This is a genomic window from Ramlibacter paludis (genome assembly GCF_022012305.1).
Taxonomy (GTDB): Bacteria; Pseudomonadota; Gammaproteobacteria; order Burkholderiales; family Burkholderiaceae_C; genus Ramlibacter; species Ramlibacter paludis.
This window is the reverse complement of the sequence record NZ_JAKLTM010000005.1, coordinates 57,849-76,941: the sequence shown is the minus strand read 5'-3', so window position 1 is coordinate 76,941 and position 19,093 is coordinate 57,849. Positions and strand designations below refer to the sequence as shown.

The window sequence follows — 19,093 nt, the reverse complement described above, 5'->3', positions numbered from 1 at the left end:
GGTCAAGCCCGGGATGACATGGCGAAGGAAGGTGCGTTCGCTTAGCTGAGCCCTTCGACCTTCAACGCTTCCTGTACCGCAGGCCGCTGGCTCACGCGCTCCATGAAGGCCGACAGGTTCTTGAAGCCCGAGATGTCGATCTTCATCGGCTGCGTCCAGCGCGTCACGGTGTACAGGTAGCCGTCGGCCACGCTGAAGTGGTCGCCCGTGAGGTACTGCTTGCCGGCCAGTTCCTTGTCGACGAATTCCAGGCGGCTGACGATGCGGTCGCGGTAGATCTTCTTGCCTTCTTCCGGCATGCCGGGATTGAACAGCGGCGAGAAGCTCTTGTGGATCTCGGTGCCGATGAAGGTCAGCCACTCCTGCAGGCGATAGCGCGGCAGCGTGCCGTTGGCGGGTGCCAGGTTCTTGGTGGGCGCCTGGTCGGCGACGTACTGCACGATCGCCGGACCTTCGCGCAGGCGCGTGCCGTCGTCGAGTTCGAGCATGGGCACGTAGCCCAAGGGATTGATGCTGTAGTAGTCCGTGCCGTCCTGCAGCTTGTGCGACTTGGTCGATGCCAGCACGGGCTCGAAGGCGATGCCCGCTTCGCGCAGGGCGATGTGGGGCGACAGGGAGCAGGCGCCCGGCGAGTAATACAGCTTCATTGGAGTTTCCTTGTTGTGAACCGTGAAGAAATCGATGCTAGCGGCAGGCCGGAATTCCTGCTTGGCGTGGCCTGGCTCGAGCGTAGGGACAATAGGGCCATGGGACGACTCCTCAAATGGCTGGCGATCACGCTGGCCGCCTTCGCGCTGCTGCTGGTTGCCGTGGCCATGGCGCTGCAGTACTGGTTGCGCACCGATGACTTCCGCGCGCGGGTGGAGAAGGAGGCGACGGCAGCGCTGGGCGTGCCGCTCAAGCTGGGCCGCCTGTCGATCGACCTGTGGCCCCTGCCGGCGGTGGCGGCGGACCAGGTCCGCCTGCAGACGCAGCCGCCCCTGACGGTCGAGCGGGTCGAGGCGCGTCCGGTCTGGACCGGCCTGCTGGCCGGCCGGCTGGAGATCTCGACGCTGGTGGTGCGCAAGGCCGTGCTGCCGGCGACTTCGATTTCGGCGCTCGGCGCGGCCATGCAGAAGAAGAGCAAGGCGGCGTCGGCCGCGCGCAAGCAGCCCAGCACGCCGGGCGCTCCCATCGTGTGGCCGCGCAGCGTGGTGCTGGACGACATCACCTGGGTCGACGAGAAGGGCCAGCGCATCACCGTCGACGCCAAGGCCGACCTCGGCGGCGACGGCTACCTGGACGATGCTTCCTTCAGGGTGGTGGCGGGCCGGTTTGCCGGCACGCATGGCAAGGTGGAGCGCAAGGGCGACCAGTGGCCGCTGCGCATCGACATCGGCGGCGGCCACATCGCCGGCAAGCTGCAACTGCATCCGGGCAAGGCGGCTGGCGTGCAGGTGCTGTCGGGCCAGCTCAGCACCGAGAACGTCGAGGTGAGCGCCTTGACCGCACCCAGCAAGCCCTTGACCGGCAAGATCCAGGCGCAGACCACGCTGCGCTCCGAATTCCGCGAGCCGGGGCAGGTGGTCGACGCGCTGGTGACGCAGACACGCTTCACGGTGCGCGATGCGATCGTCATGGGCATCGACCTCGCGAAGGCGGTCGAGACCGTGGGCATGAACCGCGGCGGCATCACCCGGCTGGATACGCTGGCCGGCCAGGTCGCGACCCAGGGCAAGGCCGCGCAGCTGACCAACCTGGTGGCGAGCTCGGGCGGCCTGTCGGCCACCGGCAACGTCGCGATGACGGCGAGCCGCGCCTTGAGCGGACGCCTGGTGGTGGACCTGTCGACCACGCGCGGCGCCGTCGGCGTGCCGCTGGCCGTGGGTGGCACGGTGGACGAGCCCAGCGTCACGCTGACGCGCGGTGCGATCGCCGGCGCGGCGCTCGGCACGCTGCTGGCACCGGGCGTCGGCACGGCGGCGGGCGCTGCCGCCGGCGACGGCCTGGGCGAGAAACTGCGCGGCCTCTTCGGGAGGTAGCAGCGTCCTACACCGCGCAAGGGCGGCAGACTATCGCGCCGCCCTGGCGTATCTCTACGATGGGACTTTCCTCTTCTCATCGTCGGAGATCCAGGCATGCACCTGTCGACCGTGGAAACGGTGCTCGAGTACCAGGTCCAATCGCCCACCCATTTCTGCTTCAACATCGAAGCAGCCCATTGGCCCACGCAGAAGATCCTGAGCGAGAAGCTCGCGATCTCCTCGGGCGTGATGCCGCGCAGCTATACCGATCCGCGCAGCGGCAACCGCTTCCTGCGCTTCGATGCGCAGCCGGGACCGCTGCTCGTGAACTACAAGGCCGAGGTGGAAACGCACACGGTCGAACCCGACACCACGCTGGTCGAGCGGCCGGTGGGCCAGGTGCCGGACGACGTGTTCCGCTACCTGCTGGCCACGCGCTATTGCGAGTCGGACCTGCTGTCCAACGAGATCGTGCGGATGTTCGGGCACCTGCCGTCCGGGTATGCGCGCGTGCGCGCGATCACCGAGTGGATCCGCACCGAGATCACCTACAAGCCGGGCAGCACCAACAGCAACAGCACGGCGCAGGAAGTGCTGGCGCAGCGCGCCGGCGTCTGCCGCGACTTCGCGCACCTGGGCATCACCTTCTGCCGCGGGCTCAACATCCCGGCGCGCATCGTGGTGGGCTATGTCTGGTTCGACGAGCCGCCGCAGGACTTCCATGCCGTGTTCGAAGCGTGGCTGGATGGCGAGTGGGTGTTGTTCGATCCCACCGGCATGGCGCCGGTCGATCGCCTGGTGCGCATCGGCACGGGCCGGGACGCGAAGGATGTCGCCTTCAGCACGATGTTCGGCCAGGTGCAGATGACGCGCAAGGAAGTGATGGTGCTGGAACACGACCCGCGGCCGCGCGGGGTGCCGGCGCCCACGCCGGCGCCGGCGCTTTCGCGGATGCAGCTCGCGGCCGCTTGATGCAGTGGTGGGGTCGCTTCGCGAACCCACCCTACACCGGAGCATGCGGTGAATTCGTAGGGTGGGTTCGCGACAGCGACCCCACCACCCAAGCTCACGTCTTGTACGAAGGATCCGTCCGATCCAGCCGCCGCAACAACGCCGGCCACGCGATCCCCGCGCCTTGCCCCGCGGTCACCGTCTTCAGCACCTTCTCCATGCCCTGCATGATCCGCGGATCGACGTAGGTCAGCTCGCCGCCCCCAGCGAGCGCATCGATCTGGATGCGGCAGGTGTTCTCGAAGGTGTACATCGACAGCCACGCTTCGGGGATGCTTGGGCCCACGGTCAGCAGGCCGTGGTTGCGCAGCAGCAGGAAGTTCTTGTCGCCGAGATCCGCCTGCAGCCGCGGCCGCTCCTCGTCGCGCAGCGCCACGCCTTCGTAGTCGTGCACCGCGAGCGAGGACAGCACGAAGGTGCTTTGCTGGCTGATCGGCAGCACGCCCTTCTTCTGCGCGCTCACCGCCACGCCCGCGCGGCTGTGGGTGTGCAGCACGCAGCCGGCATTGGAGCGCGCCTCGTGGATGCAGCTGTGGATGACGAAGCCCGCCGGGTTCACCGGGAAGGGCGAGTCGATGATCTTGTTGCAGGCGTGGTCGACCTTCACCAGCGACGAGGCGGTGATCTCGTCGAACATCAGCCCGTAGGGGTTGATCAGGAAGTGGTGCTCGGGTCCGGGGATGCGGGCGCTGATGTGGGTGAAGACCAGATCGCTCCAGCCGTACATGGCAACGAGGCGGTAAGCGGCGGCGAGCTCGACGCGCAACTGCCACTCCTGCTCGCTGACGACTTCTTTCAGGGACGCGATGTTCATGGGGGGCACCTCCGGATGCGGATGGTAGTCGCCGCCGGCGCCAAAGCCTGTCACCTTTGCGTGCTCAAGGCCGGGTGAGGGTTTCCAGGGAAGTGAGCCAGTGCATCGCATGCGCCTGGCTGCTGCCGCACATCTCGGCCTGCGGCTGCAGGCCGCCGCAGAAGGCGGGCCGCTCCGGCCGGCCGAACAAGCGGCAGCGGTTGGCCTCGTCGAGCTGGACGCAGCGCACGCCCGCCGGCTTGCCCAGCGGCATGCCCGGAATCGGCGAGGTGATCGAGGGCGCAATGCAGCAGGCGCCGCAGCCCGGTCGGCAGTCCATGCGGGGATTGGACCACGGGTGCAGGGATTCATTCCACGAAGTAAAATCTTGCCCTTTCGGCCAGCAGGCCGCCCCGCGCCCGGATCCGGCGTCTCCCCTCATGCTTTATCCAGAACAATTCGACGTCATCGTGGTCGGCGGCGGCCATGCCGGGACGGAAGCTGCCCTGGCTTCCGCCCGCATGGGCTGCAAGACCCTGCTGCTCACCCACAACATCGAGACGCTCGGGCAGATGAGCTGCAACCCGTCGATCGGCGGGATCGGCAAGGGCCACCTGGTGAAAGAGGTCGATGCCCTGGGCGGCGCGATGGGCATCGCTACGGATGAGGGCGGGATCCAGTTCCGCATCCTCAACTCCAGCAAGGGGCCGGCCGTCCGCGCGACGCGGGCGCAGGCCGACCGCATTCTCTACAAGGCGGCGATCCGCCGGCGGTTGGAAAACCAGCCCAACCTCACTCTCTTTCAGCAGGCGGTCGATGACCTGATGGTGGAGGGCGACCGGGTGGTGGGCGCCGTGACCCAGGTCGGGATCCGTTTCCGGGGCAGGGCGGTGGTGCTGACCGCGGGCACTTTCCTGGACGGGAAGATCCACGTCGGGCTCAACAACTATGCGGCTGGCCGCGCGGGCGATCCGCCGGCGGTGTCGCTGTCGGCGCGGCTGAAAGAGCTGAAGCTGCCGCAAGGGCGGCTGAAGACCGGCACCCCGCCGCGCATCGATGGCCGGACGATCGACTTCTCGAAGTGCGAGGAGCAGCCCGGCGACCTGGACCCGGTGCCGGTGTTCAGCTTCATGGGCAGCGCGGCCATGCACCCGAAGCAGGTGCCGTGCTGGATCACGCATACCAACGCGCGCACCCACGACATCATCCGATCGGGGTTCGACCGCAGCCCGATGTTCACCGGGAAGATCGAAGGCGTCGGCCCGCGCTACTGCCCGAGCGTCGAGGACAAGATCAATCGCTTCGCGGACAAGGACAGCCACCAGGTGTTCCTGGAGCCGGAAGGCCTGACCACCAACGAGTTCTATCCGAACGGCATCTCGACCAGCCTGCCTTTCGACATCCAGCTCGGCCTGGTGCGGACACTGCCGGGACTGGAGAACGCGCACATCCTGCGGCCCGGCTACGCGATCGAGTACGACTACTTCGATCCCCGCGGGCTGAAGAACAGCTTCGAGACCCGTGCCATCACCGGCCTGTTCTTTGCCGGCCAGATCAATGGCACGACCGGCTACGAAGAGGCGGCGGCCCAGGGCCTGTTCGCCGGCGTGAACGCGGCGCTGCAGGTGAAAGGCGAGAGCGCCTGGCTGCCGTCGCGCGATCAGGCCTACCTGGGCGTGCTGGTCGACGACCTGATCACCAAGGGCGTGACCGAGCCGTACCGCATGTTCACCAGCCGCGCCGAGTTCCGGCTCCAGCTGCGCGAGGACAACGCCGACCTGCGGCTGACCGAAGCCGGGCGCCGCCTGGGCCTGGTGGACGATGCCCGCTGGGATGCGTTCAGCCGCAAGCGCGACGCTGTTTCACGTGAAACAGAGCGGCTGAAGGCGACTTGGGTGAACCCGAGGATCGTGTCCGCCGCCGAGGCGCAGCGGGTCCTCGGCACGTCGATGGAACATGAATACAACCTGGGCGAGCTGCTGCGCCGCCCCGACGTGGCCTACGAAAGCCTGATGTCGCTCGAGTCCGGGAAGTGGGCTGGCGCGGATGTTTCACGTGAAACCCTGGGTGAGCTCTACGCGCCGGTGGTGGAACAGATCGAGATCGCGGCCAAGTATTCGGGCTACATCGAGCGGCAGAAGGACGAAGTCATGCGCGCCGCCCATTACGAGAACCTGAAGTTGCCGGCGGAGCTGGACTACATGCAGGTGCCCGCGCTGAGCATCGAGGTGCGCCAGAAGCTCAACAAGCACCGCCCGGAGACGCTGGGCTTGGCTTCCCGGATCTCGGGTGTGACGCCCGCGGCCATCTCCCTGCTGCTGGTGCACCTGAAGAAGAACAAGTTCAAGGGCTTCACGGAAGCGGCTAACCAGGCCGGGCAGGCTGCGGCAAACGCATGAGCCGCGAGCAGGAGTTGCGCGCCGGGTTGGCGCAGCTGGCATTGAGCCTGGACGATGCCCAGGTTGCCAAGCTGCTCAGCTACCTCGACCTCATCGCCAAGTGGAACAAGGTCTACAACTTAACCGCGGTCCGCCCGGAAGACATGCTGAGCCAGCATCTCCTGGACAGCCTGGCGGCCGTCGGTCCGCTGCAGCGCCAAGTCGGTGAGCAGCCGGCGCGGCTGCTGGACGTCGGGTCGGGCGCGGGATTGCCGGGCGTCGTGTTCGCGATCTGCTGCCCCGCGCTGAAGGTCGACTGTGTCGACACGGTCGGGAAGAAGGCGGCCTTCATCCAGCAGGCGGCGGCCCAGCTCCAGCTTCTTAACCTGCGCGGTGTGCATGACCGGGTCGAAAACCTGGCCGGTCCGTACGACGTGATCAGCTCGCGCGCGTTTGCTTCGCTGCCGGACTTCGTGAGCTGGTCCGCCGAGGCACTGGCGGAGAACGGCGTCTGGCTCGCCATGAAGGGCAAGCACCCCGAGGCCGAGCTGGCCGAGTTGGCTGGAACCGCTGAGGTGTTTCACGTGGAACAGCTGCAGGTGCCCGGCTTGGACGCCGAGCGCTGCATCGTCTGGATGCGCAAACCGCTGCGTGCGGAAAGCGCCACAGGCCAGCCGGTGGACGGGCTGTAAACTCAGCCTTCATCCCCGGAGGATTCCCCCATGTTTGGCGTTGCTGACTACGGCGCGTTCGTTGCCGCGATCCTGGTTTTTCTCGCCATTCCGGGACCGGGAAACCTGGCGCTGATCACCTCCACCAGCAAGGGCGGCATCCGCGGCGGCCTGGGCGCGACCTTCGGGATCATCGCCGGCGACCAGGTGCTCATGTGGGCGGCAGTGGCTGGCGTGGCCGCTTTGCTGCTTGCCTACCCGGCGGCCTTCCACGCGGTGCAGTGGCTGGGCGCGGCTTACCTGGCCTGGCTCGGCGCCCGGATGCTGCTGGCCAAGCCCGGCGCCAAGCCGGTGCTCAACATCCAGCCGCGCCACTATTTCAGGCAGGCCTTCTTCATCACCTTGCTGAACCCCAAGGCCATCGTGTTCTACATGGCCTTCTTCCCGCTGTTCGTCGATCCGACCCGCCACCAGGGCATGCTGACTTTCGGGGTGATGGCCGCGACCATCGCCGTGCTCACCTTCGGCTACGGCCTCGCCGCCGTGCTGCTCACGCACTTCTTGGCGGAGCGCATGCGCGCCAATCCCCTCATCGGCCGGGTGCTCGAAAAGCTGGCCGGCGTCTTCCTCATCGGCTTCGGCATCAAGCTCGCGGTCAGCAAGTAAACAAACATGGCCAAGATCTTTTGCGTCGCCAACCAGAAGGGCGGGGTCGGCAAGACGACCACCACCGTCAACCTGTCCGCCGGACTGGCCAAGGTGGGCCAGCGCGTGCTGATGATCGACCTCGATCCGCAGGGCAACGCCACCATGGGTTCCGGCGTCGACAAGCGCGCGCTCAAGCTCACGGTCTATGACGTGCTGCTCGAGTCGGCCACCATCGCCGGAGCGCGCGTGCGCAGCGATCGCCTGATCGAAGCCGGCTGCGCGTACGACGTGCTGGGCGCCAACCGCGAACTGGCCGGCGCCGAAGTCGAACTGGTGGAGGTCGACCGGCGCGAGCGGCGGCTGAAGGAGGCGCTGGCCAAGGTTGCCTCCGACTACGACTTCGTGCTGATCGATTGCCCACCCTCGCTGTCGATGCTGACGCTGAACGGCCTGTGCGCGGCGCACGGCGTGATCGTCCCGATGCAGTGCGAGTACTTCGCGCTCGAGGGCTTGTCGGACCTGGTCAACACGATCAAGCAGGTGCACGCCAACCTGAACAAGGACCTGGAGATCATCGGCCTGCTCCGCGTGATGTTCGATCCGCGCATCACGCTGCAGCAGCAGGTGAGCGACCAGCTCAAGGCGCACTTCGCCGAGAAGGTGTTCAACACCGTGATCCCGCGCAACGTGCGGCTGGCCGAAGCCCCCAGCTATGGCTTGCCGGGCGTGGCCTTCGACCCGTCCGCGCGCGGCAGCCAGGCCTTCATCGAGTTCGCCAACGAGATGGTCGACCGAATCGGTGGCATGAAGCGCCAGGCCGCCTGAGGCTTGAATCTGTTGCTCCTGGATTTGTAGCGCATGAAGCCTTCCAACGTCCTGCTCCTGCCTGGCTGGGAGAACAGCGGGCCCAGGCACTGGCAGACCCTGTGGGAGGAGCGCCATGGCTACACGCGCGTGGAGCAGCACGACTGGATGAAGCCCCTGCGTGGCGACTGGATCGCGCGGCTGGAGGAAGTGCTGCTGCAATGCGACGAGCCCGCGGTGCTGGTTGCGCACAGCCTCGGCTGCATCCTCACCGCTGCCTGGGCCGCGCATTCGCAGAACACGCATCGGGTGAAAGCGGCGCTGCTCGTTGCGCCGGGTGACGTCGAACGGCCGGAGATCCGCGACCAGATTCCGAGCTGGTCGCCGATCGCGCTGCAGGCCCTGCCTTTTCCGGCGGTGCTGCTTGGCAGCCGCAACGACCCTTATTGCGAATTCGAGCGGGCCCGCCTGTTCGCGTACGCGTGGAACGCGCAGTTCATGGATTACGGCGAGTGCGGCCACATCAACGCCGACTCCGGACTCGCAAGCTGGCCCGAGGGCCATGTCCTGCTGCAGGACCTGATGAAAGACTAAAGAGATGGTGACGAAGAAACCCAAGGGCCTCGGACGCGGCCTCGAAGCGCTGCTGGGACCCAAGGTGGAAGAGGGCGGCCACGCCGGCGAAGCGCCGGCCGCGAACGCCGGCACGCCGGCTTCGCTGATGCTGGTGGACATGGTGCCCGGCATGTACCAGCCGCGCACGCACATGGACGAGGGCGCGCTCTACGAGCTGGCCGAGTCGATCAAGGCGCAGGGCATCATGCAGCCCATCCTCGTGCGCAGGCTGGGCGAGGGCGAGAACGCCGGCAAGTACGAGATCATCGCGGGCGAGCGCCGCTTCCGCGCCGCCAAGCTGGCCGGGCTGGACAGCGTGCCGGTGCTGGTGCGCGACGTGCCGAACGAAGCGGCCGCCGCGATGGCGCTGATCGAGAACATCCAGCGCGAAGACCTGAATCCGCTGGAAGAAGCGCACGGCCTGCAGCGCCTGGTGAAGGAGTTCGGCCTGACGCACGAACAGGCGGCGCAGGCCGTGGGACGTTCGCGCAGCGCGGCGTCCAACTTGCTGCGCCTCTTGAACCTTGCCGACCCGGTCCAGACCATGCTGATGGCGGGCGACCTCGACATGGGCCACGCGCGCGCGCTGCTGGCGCTGGAGCGCGCGGCGCAGATCACCGCCGCCAACCAGATCGCGCAGAAGAAGCTGTCGGTGCGCGAAGCCGAGAGCCTGGTGAAGAAGATCGGCGCCGAGTTCAGCCTGGTCTCGCCCAAGCCGAAGAAGGAGAAGTCACGCGACCTGCGCCGCATCGAGGAGGAGCTCTCCGACCTGCTGACCGCGCAGGTGGACGTGCGCGTGAAGAAGCGCGTCAAGCGGCACGGGCGGGTCGAGGAGCTCGGCGAACTGGCGATCCAGTTCGGCTCGCTCGACGAACTGAACGGGCTGATCGACAAGCTGAGGGCTTGATCCTCAGGGGCGGGCGAGCGCGGCCAGCGCGCGCAGGTCGGAGGCCTGGCCCAGTCCCCAGCACGCCGCGATCAACTGCTTCGTCTTCGCCGCGCCGAGCACCGGCTCGGCTAGGCTGCTGAACTTCCCCTCCAGCATCGCATCCGTCATCGGCTTCTGCAGCGAGCCGATGGCATGTTCCACGAAGATGTGCACGCGCTCGCCGTTGGTGAGCACCGCGGTCACGTCGGCGCTGGCCTCGTCGATGCTGTTGTCCACCGTGGCCACCACCTTGCGGCGCAGCGCCACCATGTCGGGCCGCGTCACGATGTCGTCGTGGTATTCGTCCTCGCCGGCACGGCCGAAAGTGAGGCCGGCCGCGCAGCCGTGGTACACGCTGAACTTGCCTTGCAGGCCGTCGGCCGGTTCCTTCTTGCCGGTGAGTTCCAGCACCAGCGAATGCACCTTCAGCTCGATGCGCTCGACCTGCTCGGGCCGCACGCCGCGCTCGCGCAGCTGCACGCAGGCGTCGATGCTCGGGTGGATCACGATGCCGCAGGCAAAGGGCTTGTAGCTGTTGAAGGAGATCTCGAAGCGCTCGCCCAGTTCGTCGGTCGCTTCGTTCCACGCGGTCTTGGTCGACACCACCTGCGCCCAGCCGCGCGGCGCTTCCAATGCGCGCGGACTCGCGGTGAAGCCCTTGGCGGCCAGCAGCGCGGACATCAGTCCCGCGCGGGCGGCGCCGCCCGGATGGAAAGGCTTGGTCATCGTTCCGAACTGCTCGCGCAGGCCGATCGGCTGCGAGGCGGCGATGCCCAGCGCCATCTGCGTCTGCTGCGCGTCCAGCTTCAGCAGGCGCGCGCAACCCGCGGCCGCACCCAGCATGCCGGTGGTGCCGGTGATGTGCCAGCCGCGGTCGTAGTGTTCCGGATAGACCAGGTTGCCGAGGCGACAGGCGACGTCGATGCCCAGCACCAGCGCATCGACCACCTCGCGTCCGCCCATGCCCTTGTGTTCCGCCAGCGCGAGCAGCGCGGACGCGACCGGGCCGGCCGGATGGATGATGGTCTTGAGGTGCGTGTCGTCGAAGTCGAAGGTGTGCGACGTGATGCCGTTGACCAGCGCGGCACTGGCCATGTCGACCCGCTCGCTGCGGCCCGCGATGGTCGCCTGCGGTGCCGGCTGCAGTTCGTTGACCGCCGCGATGGCCGCATCGGCTGCTTCATGTTTCGCCGCGCCGACCGCGCAACCCAGCCAGTTGAGGAAGGTGCGGTGCGCTTCGTGATCGACTGCGTCGTTCCAGCCACGCGACGGATGCTTGGCGACGTATTCGGCCAGGATGCGGGTGATCGCCGGCGCGTTGTGGTCGGCGGGGACTTGGGTATTGCGTGCCATGGTCTAGGGTTCGGTGGGGGAAGGGGAGTCGTTGCCGGCGGCCAGGCGCTGGTGCGCGTCCAGCACATGGTCGGCCAGCAGGCGTTCGCAGCGCTCGGCGTCGCCCGCGCGCTGGGCGGCCGCGATGTCGCGGTGCCACTGGATGGAAGTGCGCATGCCGGTGTCCTGCGCCAGCGTGGTCAGGCGGGCCAGGTGCAGCTTCTGCACGATGTTGCGGTAGGTCTCGGTGAGCGCCGCGTTGCCCGCGGCTTCCACCGTCAGCCAATGAAATCGCAGGTTCTCGGCGTAGTAGGCGCTCACGCTGCCCTGGTCCACGGCTTCCTGCATGCGGGCGACCGAGGCGTCCAGGGCGTCGGCCAAGGCGGTGCGCTCGGAGCCGGGGAGGGTGGCGGCGCGCCGGCCGCAGAAGCCATCGAGCAGCGCGCGCAGCTCGTAAAGCCCGCGCACTTCCTCGGCGCCCAGCTTGCGGACGAAGACGCCGGCGTGCTTGCGCGCCTCGACCAGGCCGGAGCTTTCCAGCTCGCGCAGCGCCTCGCGCACCGGGACCCGCGAGACGTTCAGCCGGCCGGCGACGTCGGGCTCGTTGATCCGCTCGCCCGGCTTGATCTCGCCGCGCAGGATCATGCCCAGCACGTCGTCCCGCACCAGCTTGCCCAGCGAGGTGGCGCGGACGGTCGCGGCAAGTGCCGTGTCCGGCTCGGAGGTCGATTCCCAGGGCAACATATCCGAAATATTGTATACGTTAGCCGCCGGTCGGGCGAGCAGCGGTCTGGCAGAGCCACAGTCCGGCGTTCTAGGATGGCCGCACTGCTTGACCGGAGCGATCCGATGAGAGTGCTGTCCCCGCGTTACCTGCTCGTTGCCGTCCTGGCCTTTGGCGCCTCCAGCGCCGGAGCCGAGACCTTCAAGTGCCTGCAAACCGATGGCCGGCTGAGCTTCCAGCAACTGCCTTGCGCCGACGGCCCGCCGGAGCCGCCCGCGCCGGCGGCACCGGCCCCCGTGCATTCCAACGTCGCCAAGCCCGCGACGCCCGACCCGCTGTCGCCCATCCCGACGCGCCGCATGCGCGAGGTGCTGGACATGACCGCCTTGCTGGAACGCTGCCGCGCCGACGAACCCGGCTTCGCCGATCGCGCCGCCCCGCTGTACCAGGCCTGGAAGGTGCGCCATGGGGTGACCTTGACGGCGCACAAGGCGCTGCTGGCCGCGAAGGTGCGCGAATACCGGCGCGGCGCCGGTGGCATGCCGCCGCAGGCCTGCAGCGAGGAGTGGCTGCGCGGCCTGGAGCCGATGGCGCGCATGCCCGATCCGCGTTACGCCAGCGTGGAAAAGACCTGGGCCCGTTTCGTCGAAGCGTTGCGTGCGGCGGATCGCGCTGCTGCCCTCGACTGCCTGCACGGCAACGCCGAACTACGCTGGCGCAAGCGCATCGCCACCGTCAGCGACGAGGACCTGCGCCGCATCGGGCTCGCGATCCGCGACTTCAAGGTGCAGTGGGGCGACGACTACCTGAAGGAGGCGCTGGCTGCGGGCGACGACAACCGTGTCACCGCCGTGGCGTTCCGCAGCGTCAACGAGGAGTGGAAGATCAGCGACCTCTGATGCTTGTCAGCCCTCGATGACAAGGGGCCGTCTACAGCGCGAAGATCTTCCCCGGATTCATGATGTTCTTCGGATCCAGCGCCCGCTTGATCGTGCGCATCATGTCGACCGCGCCCGCGCCCGCTTCGTCCACCAGGAAGCCCATCTTGTGCAGGCCCACGCCGTGCTCGCCGGTGCAAGTGCCTTCCAGCTGCAGCGCGCGGCTCACCAGCTTGTGGTTGAGGCCTTCCGCCACTTCGCGTTCCTTCGGGTCGTTGGGATCGAGCAAATAGCCGAAGTGGAAGTTGCCGTCGCCGACGTGGCCGACCAGGAAGTAAGGGATGCCGCTCGCATCGGCCTCGGCCACCGAATCCAGCAGGCAGTCGGCCAGGCGTGAGATCGGAACGCAGGTGTCGGTGGAGATCACCTTGCAGCCCGGGCGCGACTGCACCGCGGCAAAGTAGGAGTTGTGGCGCGCGGTCCAGAGCCGCGTACGCTCCTCGGGCGTCGCCGCCCACTCGAAGGCGTTGCCGCCGTATTCGCTGGCGATCTCCTGCACCGTCTGCGCCTGTTCCTGCACGCCGGCGGGCGAGCCGTGGAATTCCATCAGCAGCATCGGCTCTTCGCGCAGCCCCAGCTTGCTGTGCGCGTTGACCATGCGCACCGTGTTGTGGTCGATCAGCTCCACCCGTGCGATCGGCACGCCCAGCTGGATCACCTGGATGGTGGTGCGCACCGCGGCCTCGATGCTCGGGAAGGAGCAGATCGCCGCCGAGATCGCTTCGGGAATCGGGTACAGGCGCAAGGTCACTTCGGTGATCACGCCCAGCGTGCCTTCGCTGCCGACGAACAGGCGCGTGAGGTCGTAGCCGGCCGAGGACTTCTTGGCGCGCGTGCCGGTGCGGATCACTTCGCCGCTGGCCGTCACCACTTCCAGCGCCAGCACGTTCTCGCGCATCGTGCCGTAGCGCACGGCGTTGGTTCCGCTGGCACGGGTGGCGCTCATGCCACCCAACGAAGCATCGGCGCCCGGATCGATCGGGAAGAACAGGCCGGTGCTCTTGATCTCTTCGTTCAGCTGCTTGCGCGTCACGCCCGGCTGCACGGTCACCGTCAGGTCTTCCGGGTTGATCGCGAGCACCTTGTTCATGCGCGACACGTCGATGCTGATGCCGCCTTGCACCGCCAGCAGGTGGCCCTCGAGCGAGGAACCGACGCCGAAGGGAATCACCGGCGTCTCGTGTTCGCTGGCCAGCCGCACCGCGTCGGCGACGTCCTGCGTGCTCTCCGCGAAGATCACCGCGGCCGGCGGCGGGACCTGGAAGGACGACTCGTCGCGCCCGTGCTGCTCGCGCACCGCCATGGCGGTGGAGCAGCGCTCGGCGAAACGGGCCTTCAGTGCGGCGATCAGCGCAGCGGGAACGTCACGCTGGTGGACTTCCGGCACCAGGTGGTTGAGGGCGGTGGGTGCGTTCATGTTGTCTCCGAACGCGCCCAGTGTAGTCCGGTCAGCGCAAGGAGTCTTCGTACTCCGAGCGCGAGACGCGGCCGTCGAAATTGCGGTCCATCTCCTGGAAGGACATCATCGAGATGCTCAGGCGGCGGGCTTCGGCTTCGGTGAGTTCGTTGTCGCGGTTGCCGTCGGCCGTGATGAAGGAGCGCGCGATGTCGATGGCGCTGAAGCCGGGGTTGCCGCTGCCCAGGTACTGGGCCGGCCCGCGGGAGCCGCCCGCGCCCATGACGGTGGTGGCGGCGGCCGCGTTGACGGCGTCGCTGCCGGGCATCGAGGAGCCGACGTCGCTGATCGGCGCCGCCGCAGCGATGTTCGGGTCGGTGGCCACGGCTGCGCCGCTGCCGGCGGTGAGGCCGGAGGGCAGCAAGGGCCGCAGCCCCGCCGGGTTGGGCGACGACTGGTTGACGATCGCGCTGGGCGAGGCCTTGGGCGCGGCCGAGGGCGCCACTTGGGCCCTCTGCGCGTAGACGGACGTGGTCGCCAGCAGCGCAAGCGAGAGCGCGGCGGCCAGGCGGGACAGATGAGGCATGGTGACTCCTGGATTCCTACTGCTGGCAGGATGGTCCGCGGCCGGCAAGCTGCCCAGCCGCCGGCGGAGCAAGCTGTTGTAGGAGGCGGCAGACGCGGGCCGACAAGCCTGAGCCACAATGGCAGCGACAAGGAGCAAGCATGGGCAAGCGGCTGACGCAAATCGCAACCCGAACCGGCGACGACGGCACCACCGGCCTGGGAGACAACACGCGGGTCTCCAAGGATCACCTGCGGGTGCACGCCATGGGCGAGGTCGACGAGCTGAATTCGCACATCGGGCTGCTGCAGTGCGAGCAGCTGCCCCCCGGCGTGCCCGAGCTGCTGGTGGAGATCCAGCACCAGCTGTTCAACTTGGGCGGCGAGCTGTCGATCCCGGGCTTCGAGCTGCTCAAGCCCGAGGCCGTGGCCGCCCTGGACGCGGCGCTGGCCGAACACAACGCCACCTTGCCCAAGCTGCAGGAGTTCATCCTGCCGGCCGGCAACCGCGCGGCCTCGCAGGCTCATGTCTGCCGCACCGTTGCGCGCCGCGCCGAGCGCGCCCTGGTGGCGCTCGGGCGCGAAGAAACACTGCGCGAGGCGCCGCGGCAGTACCTGAACCGGCTGTCGGACCTGATGTTCGTGCTGGCGCGGGTGTGCAACCGCATGAACGGCGGCGACGACGTGTACTGGAAGAGCGAGCGCCTGAAGGCGTCGCAGTAGACCCGGCTAGCGCGGCGCCAGCACCGCCATGGTGATGCGCGACACGCAGGTCAATTCGCCCGCGTCATTGCGCAGTTCGATGGCCCACACGTGCGTGCTGCGCCCGATGTGCACCGGCTTGGTGATGCCGGTGACCCAGCCTTGCGTCGCGCCGCGCAGGTGGTTGGCATTGATGTCCAGGCCCACCGTGCGGAAGCCGGGCTCGCAGCAATAGATCGCGCCGCAGGACCCGAGCGTTTCCGCCAGCACCACGCTCACGCCGCCATGCAGCAGGCCATAGGGCTGGCGCGTGCGCTGGTCGACCGGGATGCGGCCGATGATGTAGTCGTCGCCGACCTCGAGGAATTCCATGCCGAGGAACTCGGGCGCGGTCCCCACGTGGATGGTGGTGAGTTCCTCGACGGAGATCGGACGTTTCCAGATGGCCATGCGGCGATGTTAGCGCGCCGTCGTCTCGACCGAAGGCGCGTCAGCGACGCTCACGCCCTGCGACTCATCGCGATTGAGTAGGGCGTACAGGATGATCGCGCCGAAGGTCGCCGTGCCGATGCCGCCCAGCGCGAAGCCGCCGAACTTGAGCGTGAAGTCGCCGGTGCCCAGCACCAGGGTGATGGCGGCCACGATCAGGTTCTTGTTCTTCGAGAAGTCCACGCGGTTGTCGACCCAGATCTTGGCGCCGGCGGTGGCGATCAGGCCGAACACCACGATGCTCACGCCGCCCATCACCGGCAGCGGGATCGCCTGGATGACGGCGCCGAACTTGGGCGAGAAGCCCAGCACGATGGCGAAGGCGGCGGCAAACAGGAAGGCGGCGGTGGAATAGATCTTGGTGGCCGCCATCACGCCGATGTTCTCGGCATAGGTGGTCACGCCCGTGCCGCCGGCCATGCCGCTCACCACGGTGGCAACACCGTCGCCGATGAAGGCGCGGCCCATGTACTGGTCGAGGTTGCGGCCGGTCATGGCGGTCACGGCCTTGATGTGGCCCAGGTTCTCCGCGACCAGGATGATGGCCACCGGCACGATCAGCAGCATCGCGGGGCCGCTGAAGACGGGCGCCGCGAAGCCGGGTGCGCCGAACCACGCGGCGTTGGCGATCCCGCTGAAGTCCATCGGCTTGCCCATGCCCAGGCCGTTGGTGAAGATCGCGTAGACGACGCTGGCCAGGATGAGGCCGATCAGGATCAGCAGCCGCTGGACCATGCCGCGCGTGAACACCGCGACCAGGCCGACGCAGACGAAGGTCACCACCTGCATCCAGCTGTCGAAGTTGCTGGCCGCCATGTTCTTGACCGGGATGCTGGCGAGGTTGAGGCCGATCACGGCCACCACCGCGCCGGTCACCACCGGCGGCATGAAGCGCTCGATCCAGCCGGTGCCCACGGCATGCACGATGAAGCCGATGAGGGCGTAGACGATGCCGCAGGCGATGATGCCGCCCAAGGCCACGCCGATGTTGCCGTTGGGGCCCGTGCCCGCGTAGGCCGTCGCGGCGATCACCACGCCGATGAAGGCGAAGCTGGAACCGAGATAGCTCGGCACCTTGCCGCCGGTCACCAGGAAGAACAGCAGCGTGCCCACGCCGCTCATGAGGATGGCGATGTTGGGGTCGAAGCCCATGAGGATGGGCGCCAGCACCGTGGCGCCGAACATCGCGATCACGTGCTGCACGCCCATCGCCGCCGTCTGCGGCCAGGGCAGCCGCTCGTCCGGCGCGATCACGCCGCCTTGCTGCAACACGGCCGCGGGCCGTTCCGTCCAGTCGAACATCCCCATCGCACTCTCCTCGTTTTGAAGTGCCCGGATGCTAGGAGGATTGGGCGCGGGAGGCAAGGCGATCAAAGGGCAAAGGCAACCACGCGTGCGATCACGCCCGGGTCCTTCAGCATCTTCCGGTGGCCCAGGCCCTCCGTCGCCACCAGCGTCGCCCCGCGGATCGCATGCGCGAACGCCTGGCCGTCGCGGAAGGGATTGACGCTGTCGCCGCGGTCATGCACCACCAGCGCAGGCTGGCGGATCCGCGGGGCGACGCTGTCCGGCTCGAACTGCGGCATCAGGATCGCCTCGCGCTCCTCGAAGCGGCGCTGCATCGCGGCGCGCGTGGTTTCGCTCAGGCCGAACACGTGGGCGAAGTAGCGCGTGTACTCGCGCGGCGAAGCCGGCGGCGCCAGCAAGGCCAGGCGCTGCACCGGCGCGCCGCGGGCGATGGCGAAGGCCGCCGCGTTGGCGCCCAGCGAGTGCGCAGCCAGCAGCCGCACTTCATGCCCTTGCTGGCGCAGCCGCCCCACCGCGTACTCGATGGCGCGCGCGAACTGCGGCAGGTTGCTCACCGTGCCGGCGCTGCGGCCGTGCGCTGGCATCTCCAGCAGCACCGGTCGCAGGCCGTGGCTGGCCAGCGCCTCCGCCATCAGTTTCAGCTGGCCGGCATGCCCGCCCCAGCCGTGCACGAGCAAGGCCACCGGCGCTTGCGGCGCGATGCGCTGGGCGTACACCGTGAGGCTCGCTTCTTCGAAGGGCCACTGTTCGACCTGCCAATCGGCATCCCAAGCCGTGCGCCGGTTCAGCCATTTGGGTGGCAAGGGCGTGGCGAACAGGCGCGCCGCGGCGCGCACGGCGAGCGCAGGCCACACGCGTTGGGAGGTGGTGAGCGCGAGGCGGAACAGGCGGATGCCGGTGCTGGCCTGGTAGTAGCCGGCGGTGGCTTCGACGGGAGTTCGGGGCATGCGGAGTCCTTTAGAAGAAGACCATGTCTTCGTTGCTGCGCGGCAGCTCGCGCAAGGTGGCCAGCGCGGCACGCACGCTGCGCCAGCCGCCGTAGGCGATCAGGAGAAGGAGGAGGGTGGCCATGGGACTTTCCTTTCCTCGCACGCTTGTGCGAAATGAGGGCGAAGCAAAACACGCAGGGACATTCGCGGGCAACTAACGCTGGTAGGTCGAGAGCAGGCGGGCCCAGGTCGACTGGGCCCGGTCGGCGGCGCGGGGATCGCGCAGGAAGCGGGTGTCGTGCACCTGTCCCATCACCAGCGCGTACATCTCGCCCACCAGCTGTTCGGCGTCGGTGTCCGGCTGCAGGTGGCCGGCCTCCACGCACTGCAGGACGGTGCGGCGCAGGGCGGCACGCCAGCGCGTCACTTCTTCCAGCAGCAGGTCACGCAGCGGCCCTTGCCGGTCGTCCAGTTCGAAGGCACCGGCCGTGTAGAGGCAGCCCTGCTGGCTGTCGACGTCGCGGGTGCGCACGATCCAGCGGCGCATGATCTCGTTCAGCCGCGGCAGGCCCTTGGGCTGCTGCATGGCGGGCACGAACACGTCGGCGATGAAGCGGCGACCGAATTCCTCGATCACGGCTTTCTGCAAGGCCTCGCGCGAACCGACCCGCGAGAACACGCCGCTCTTGGAGAGACCGATGCGGTCCGCCACGCCCTGCAGCGAGATCGCCTCCAGGCCCTCGGCCGAGGCGAGATCCAGCGCGGCGCCGACGATCGCGGCGCGCGTCAGTTCGCTCTTCTGGGTCTTGGCGTCCATGCGTGCATCTTAGCACGCATGTGCGAAAAGGCAAGTTGCGTTA

21 protein-coding genes are annotated in these 19,093 nt (G+C 68.0%); 10 read left to right on the top strand and 11 right to left on the bottom strand.

Going from position 1 to position 19,093, the window contains the following annotated elements; translation table 11 throughout:
* Positions 1–41: 41 nt before the first annotated feature.
* Positions 42–647, bottom strand: a complete 606-nt coding sequence (gene gstA / locus LZ009_RS17355; protein WP_275699222.1) for a glutathione transferase GstA — start codon at positions 645–647, stop codon at positions 42–44.
* A gap of 99 nt (positions 648–746) precedes the next feature.
* On the opposite strand from gstA, the gene LZ009_RS17350 reads away from it, so the two are divergent.
* Both LZ009_RS17350 and LZ009_RS17345 read left to right on the top strand, forming a co-directional pair.
* Positions 747–2,021 (top strand): AsmA family protein, encoded by a 1,275-nt coding sequence (locus tag LZ009_RS17350; protein ID WP_275699221.1) that lies wholly within the window; start codon positions 747–749, stop codon positions 2,019–2,021.
* Positions 2,022–2,117: 96 nt separating this feature from the next.
* The gene (locus LZ009_RS17345) at positions 2,118–2,975 is read left to right on the top strand and encodes a transglutaminase-like domain-containing protein (RefSeq protein WP_275699220.1); all 858 of its coding nucleotides are present in this window, start codon (positions 2,118–2,120) and stop codon (positions 2,973–2,975) included.
* A 94-nt stretch (positions 2,976–3,069) separates the two neighbouring features.
* Here LZ009_RS17345 and LZ009_RS17340 read toward each other — a convergent pair whose 3' ends face one another.
* The gene (locus LZ009_RS17340; RefSeq protein ID WP_275699219.1) at positions 3,070–3,828 is read right to left on the bottom strand and encodes a class II aldolase/adducin family protein; all 759 of its coding nucleotides are present in this window, start codon (positions 3,826–3,828) and stop codon (positions 3,070–3,072) included.
* A gap of 64 nt (positions 3,829–3,892) precedes the next feature.
* Complete coding sequence (locus LZ009_RS17335; protein WP_275699218.1) at positions 3,893–4,147, bottom strand: YkgJ family cysteine cluster protein; 255 nt, start codon at positions 4,145–4,147, stop codon at positions 3,893–3,895.
* Positions 4,148–4,247: 100 nt separating this feature from the next.
* On the opposite strand from LZ009_RS17335, the gene mnmG reads away from it, so the two are divergent.
* Genes mnmG through LZ009_RS17305 form a run of 6 tightly spaced genes read left to right on the top strand, consistent with a single transcriptional unit; the run spans position 4,248 to position 9,830 of the window.
* Positions 4,248–6,206 (top strand): tRNA uridine-5-carboxymethylaminomethyl(34) synthesis enzyme MnmG, encoded by a 1,959-nt coding sequence (mnmG, locus tag LZ009_RS17330; RefSeq protein ID WP_275699217.1) that lies wholly within the window; start codon positions 4,248–4,250, stop codon positions 6,204–6,206.
* On the top strand, positions 6,203–6,877 hold the full coding sequence (gene rsmG, locus LZ009_RS17325; protein WP_275699216.1) for a 16S rRNA (guanine(527)-N(7))-methyltransferase RsmG: 675 nt from the start codon (positions 6,203–6,205) through the stop codon (positions 6,875–6,877). The genes mnmG and rsmG overlap by 4 nt, the downstream gene beginning before the upstream one ends.
* A 30-nt stretch (positions 6,878–6,907) precedes the next feature.
* Positions 6,908–7,522, top strand: coding sequence for a LysE family translocator (locus LZ009_RS17320; RefSeq protein WP_275699215.1), 615 nt, complete (start codon positions 6,908–6,910; stop codon positions 7,520–7,522).
* Positions 7,523–7,528: 6 nt separating this feature from the next.
* The gene (locus LZ009_RS17315) at positions 7,529–8,329 is read left to right on the top strand and encodes a ParA family protein (protein WP_275699214.1); all 801 of its coding nucleotides are present in this window, start codon (positions 7,529–7,531) and stop codon (positions 8,327–8,329) included.
* Between the two features lie 33 nt (positions 8,330–8,362).
* Positions 8,363–8,902, top strand: coding sequence for an RBBP9/YdeN family alpha/beta hydrolase (locus LZ009_RS17310; RefSeq protein ID WP_275699213.1), 540 nt, complete (start codon positions 8,363–8,365; stop codon positions 8,900–8,902).
* A 4-nt stretch (positions 8,903–8,906) separates the two neighbouring features.
* Positions 8,907–9,830, top strand: coding sequence for a ParB/RepB/Spo0J family partition protein (locus tag LZ009_RS17305; protein ID WP_275699212.1), 924 nt, complete (start codon positions 8,907–8,909; stop codon positions 9,828–9,830).
* A gap of 3 nt (positions 9,831–9,833) precedes the next feature.
* Here LZ009_RS17305 and LZ009_RS17300 read toward each other — a convergent pair whose 3' ends face one another.
* Positions 9,834–11,204, bottom strand: a complete 1,371-nt coding sequence (locus LZ009_RS17300) for an MmgE/PrpD family protein (protein WP_275699211.1) — start codon at positions 11,202–11,204, stop codon at positions 9,834–9,836.
* Positions 11,205–11,207: 3 nt separating this feature from the next.
* Positions 11,208–11,927 carry a GntR family transcriptional regulator gene (locus LZ009_RS17295; protein WP_275699210.1) on the bottom strand — a complete coding sequence of 240 codons (720 nt, stop codon included), beginning with the start codon at positions 11,925–11,927 and terminating at the stop codon, positions 11,208–11,210.
* Positions 11,928–12,032: 105 nt separating this feature from the next.
* Here LZ009_RS17295 and LZ009_RS17290 point away from each other — a divergent pair, with 105 nt between their 5' ends.
* Positions 12,033–12,806 (top strand): hypothetical protein, encoded by a 774-nt coding sequence (locus LZ009_RS17290; protein WP_275699209.1) that lies wholly within the window; start codon positions 12,033–12,035, stop codon positions 12,804–12,806.
* 31 nt (positions 12,807–12,837) lie between these two features.
* On the opposite strand, the gene LZ009_RS17285 is transcribed toward LZ009_RS17290, so the two are convergent.
* Together LZ009_RS17285 and LZ009_RS17280 are read right to left on the bottom strand one after the other, a co-directional pair.
* Positions 12,838–14,262, bottom strand: a complete 1,425-nt coding sequence (locus LZ009_RS17285; protein ID WP_275699208.1) for an FAD-binding oxidoreductase — start codon at positions 14,260–14,262, stop codon at positions 12,838–12,840.
* A 31-nt stretch (positions 14,263–14,293) separates the two neighbouring features.
* On the bottom strand, positions 14,294–14,827 hold the full coding sequence (locus LZ009_RS17280) for an EF-hand domain-containing protein (protein ID WP_275699207.1): 534 nt from the start codon (positions 14,825–14,827) through the stop codon (positions 14,294–14,296).
* Between the two features lie 140 nt (positions 14,828–14,967).
* On the opposite strand from LZ009_RS17280, the gene LZ009_RS17275 reads away from it, so the two are divergent.
* Entirely contained in the window at positions 14,968–15,528 is a 561-nt protein-coding gene (locus tag LZ009_RS17275; protein ID WP_275699206.1) for a cob(I)yrinic acid a,c-diamide adenosyltransferase, read from the top strand.
* A 6-nt stretch (positions 15,529–15,534) separates the two neighbouring features.
* Here LZ009_RS17275 and LZ009_RS17270 read toward each other — a convergent pair whose 3' ends face one another.
* The 4 genes from LZ009_RS17270 to LZ009_RS17255 form a co-directional block, all read right to left on the bottom strand.
* The gene (locus tag LZ009_RS17270) at positions 15,535–15,957 is read right to left on the bottom strand and encodes a hotdog fold thioesterase (RefSeq protein ID WP_275699205.1); all 423 of its coding nucleotides are present in this window, start codon (positions 15,955–15,957) and stop codon (positions 15,535–15,537) included.
* Between the two features lie 9 nt (positions 15,958–15,966).
* A complete protein-coding gene (locus LZ009_RS17265; protein ID WP_275699204.1) occupies positions 15,967–17,304 on the bottom strand; it encodes a solute carrier family 23 protein in 1,338 nt (445 codons plus the stop codon).
* 62 nt (positions 17,305–17,366) lie between these two features.
* On the bottom strand, positions 17,367–18,251 hold the full coding sequence (locus LZ009_RS17260) for an alpha/beta hydrolase (RefSeq protein ID WP_275699203.1): 885 nt from the start codon (positions 18,249–18,251) through the stop codon (positions 17,367–17,369).
* A 196-nt stretch (positions 18,252–18,447) separates the two neighbouring features.
* Positions 18,448–19,050: a TetR/AcrR family transcriptional regulator gene (locus tag LZ009_RS17255; RefSeq protein WP_275699202.1), complete on the bottom strand. Its 603-nt coding sequence runs from the start codon at positions 19,048–19,050 to the stop codon at positions 18,448–18,450.
* Positions 19,051–19,093: the final 43 nt, after the last annotated feature.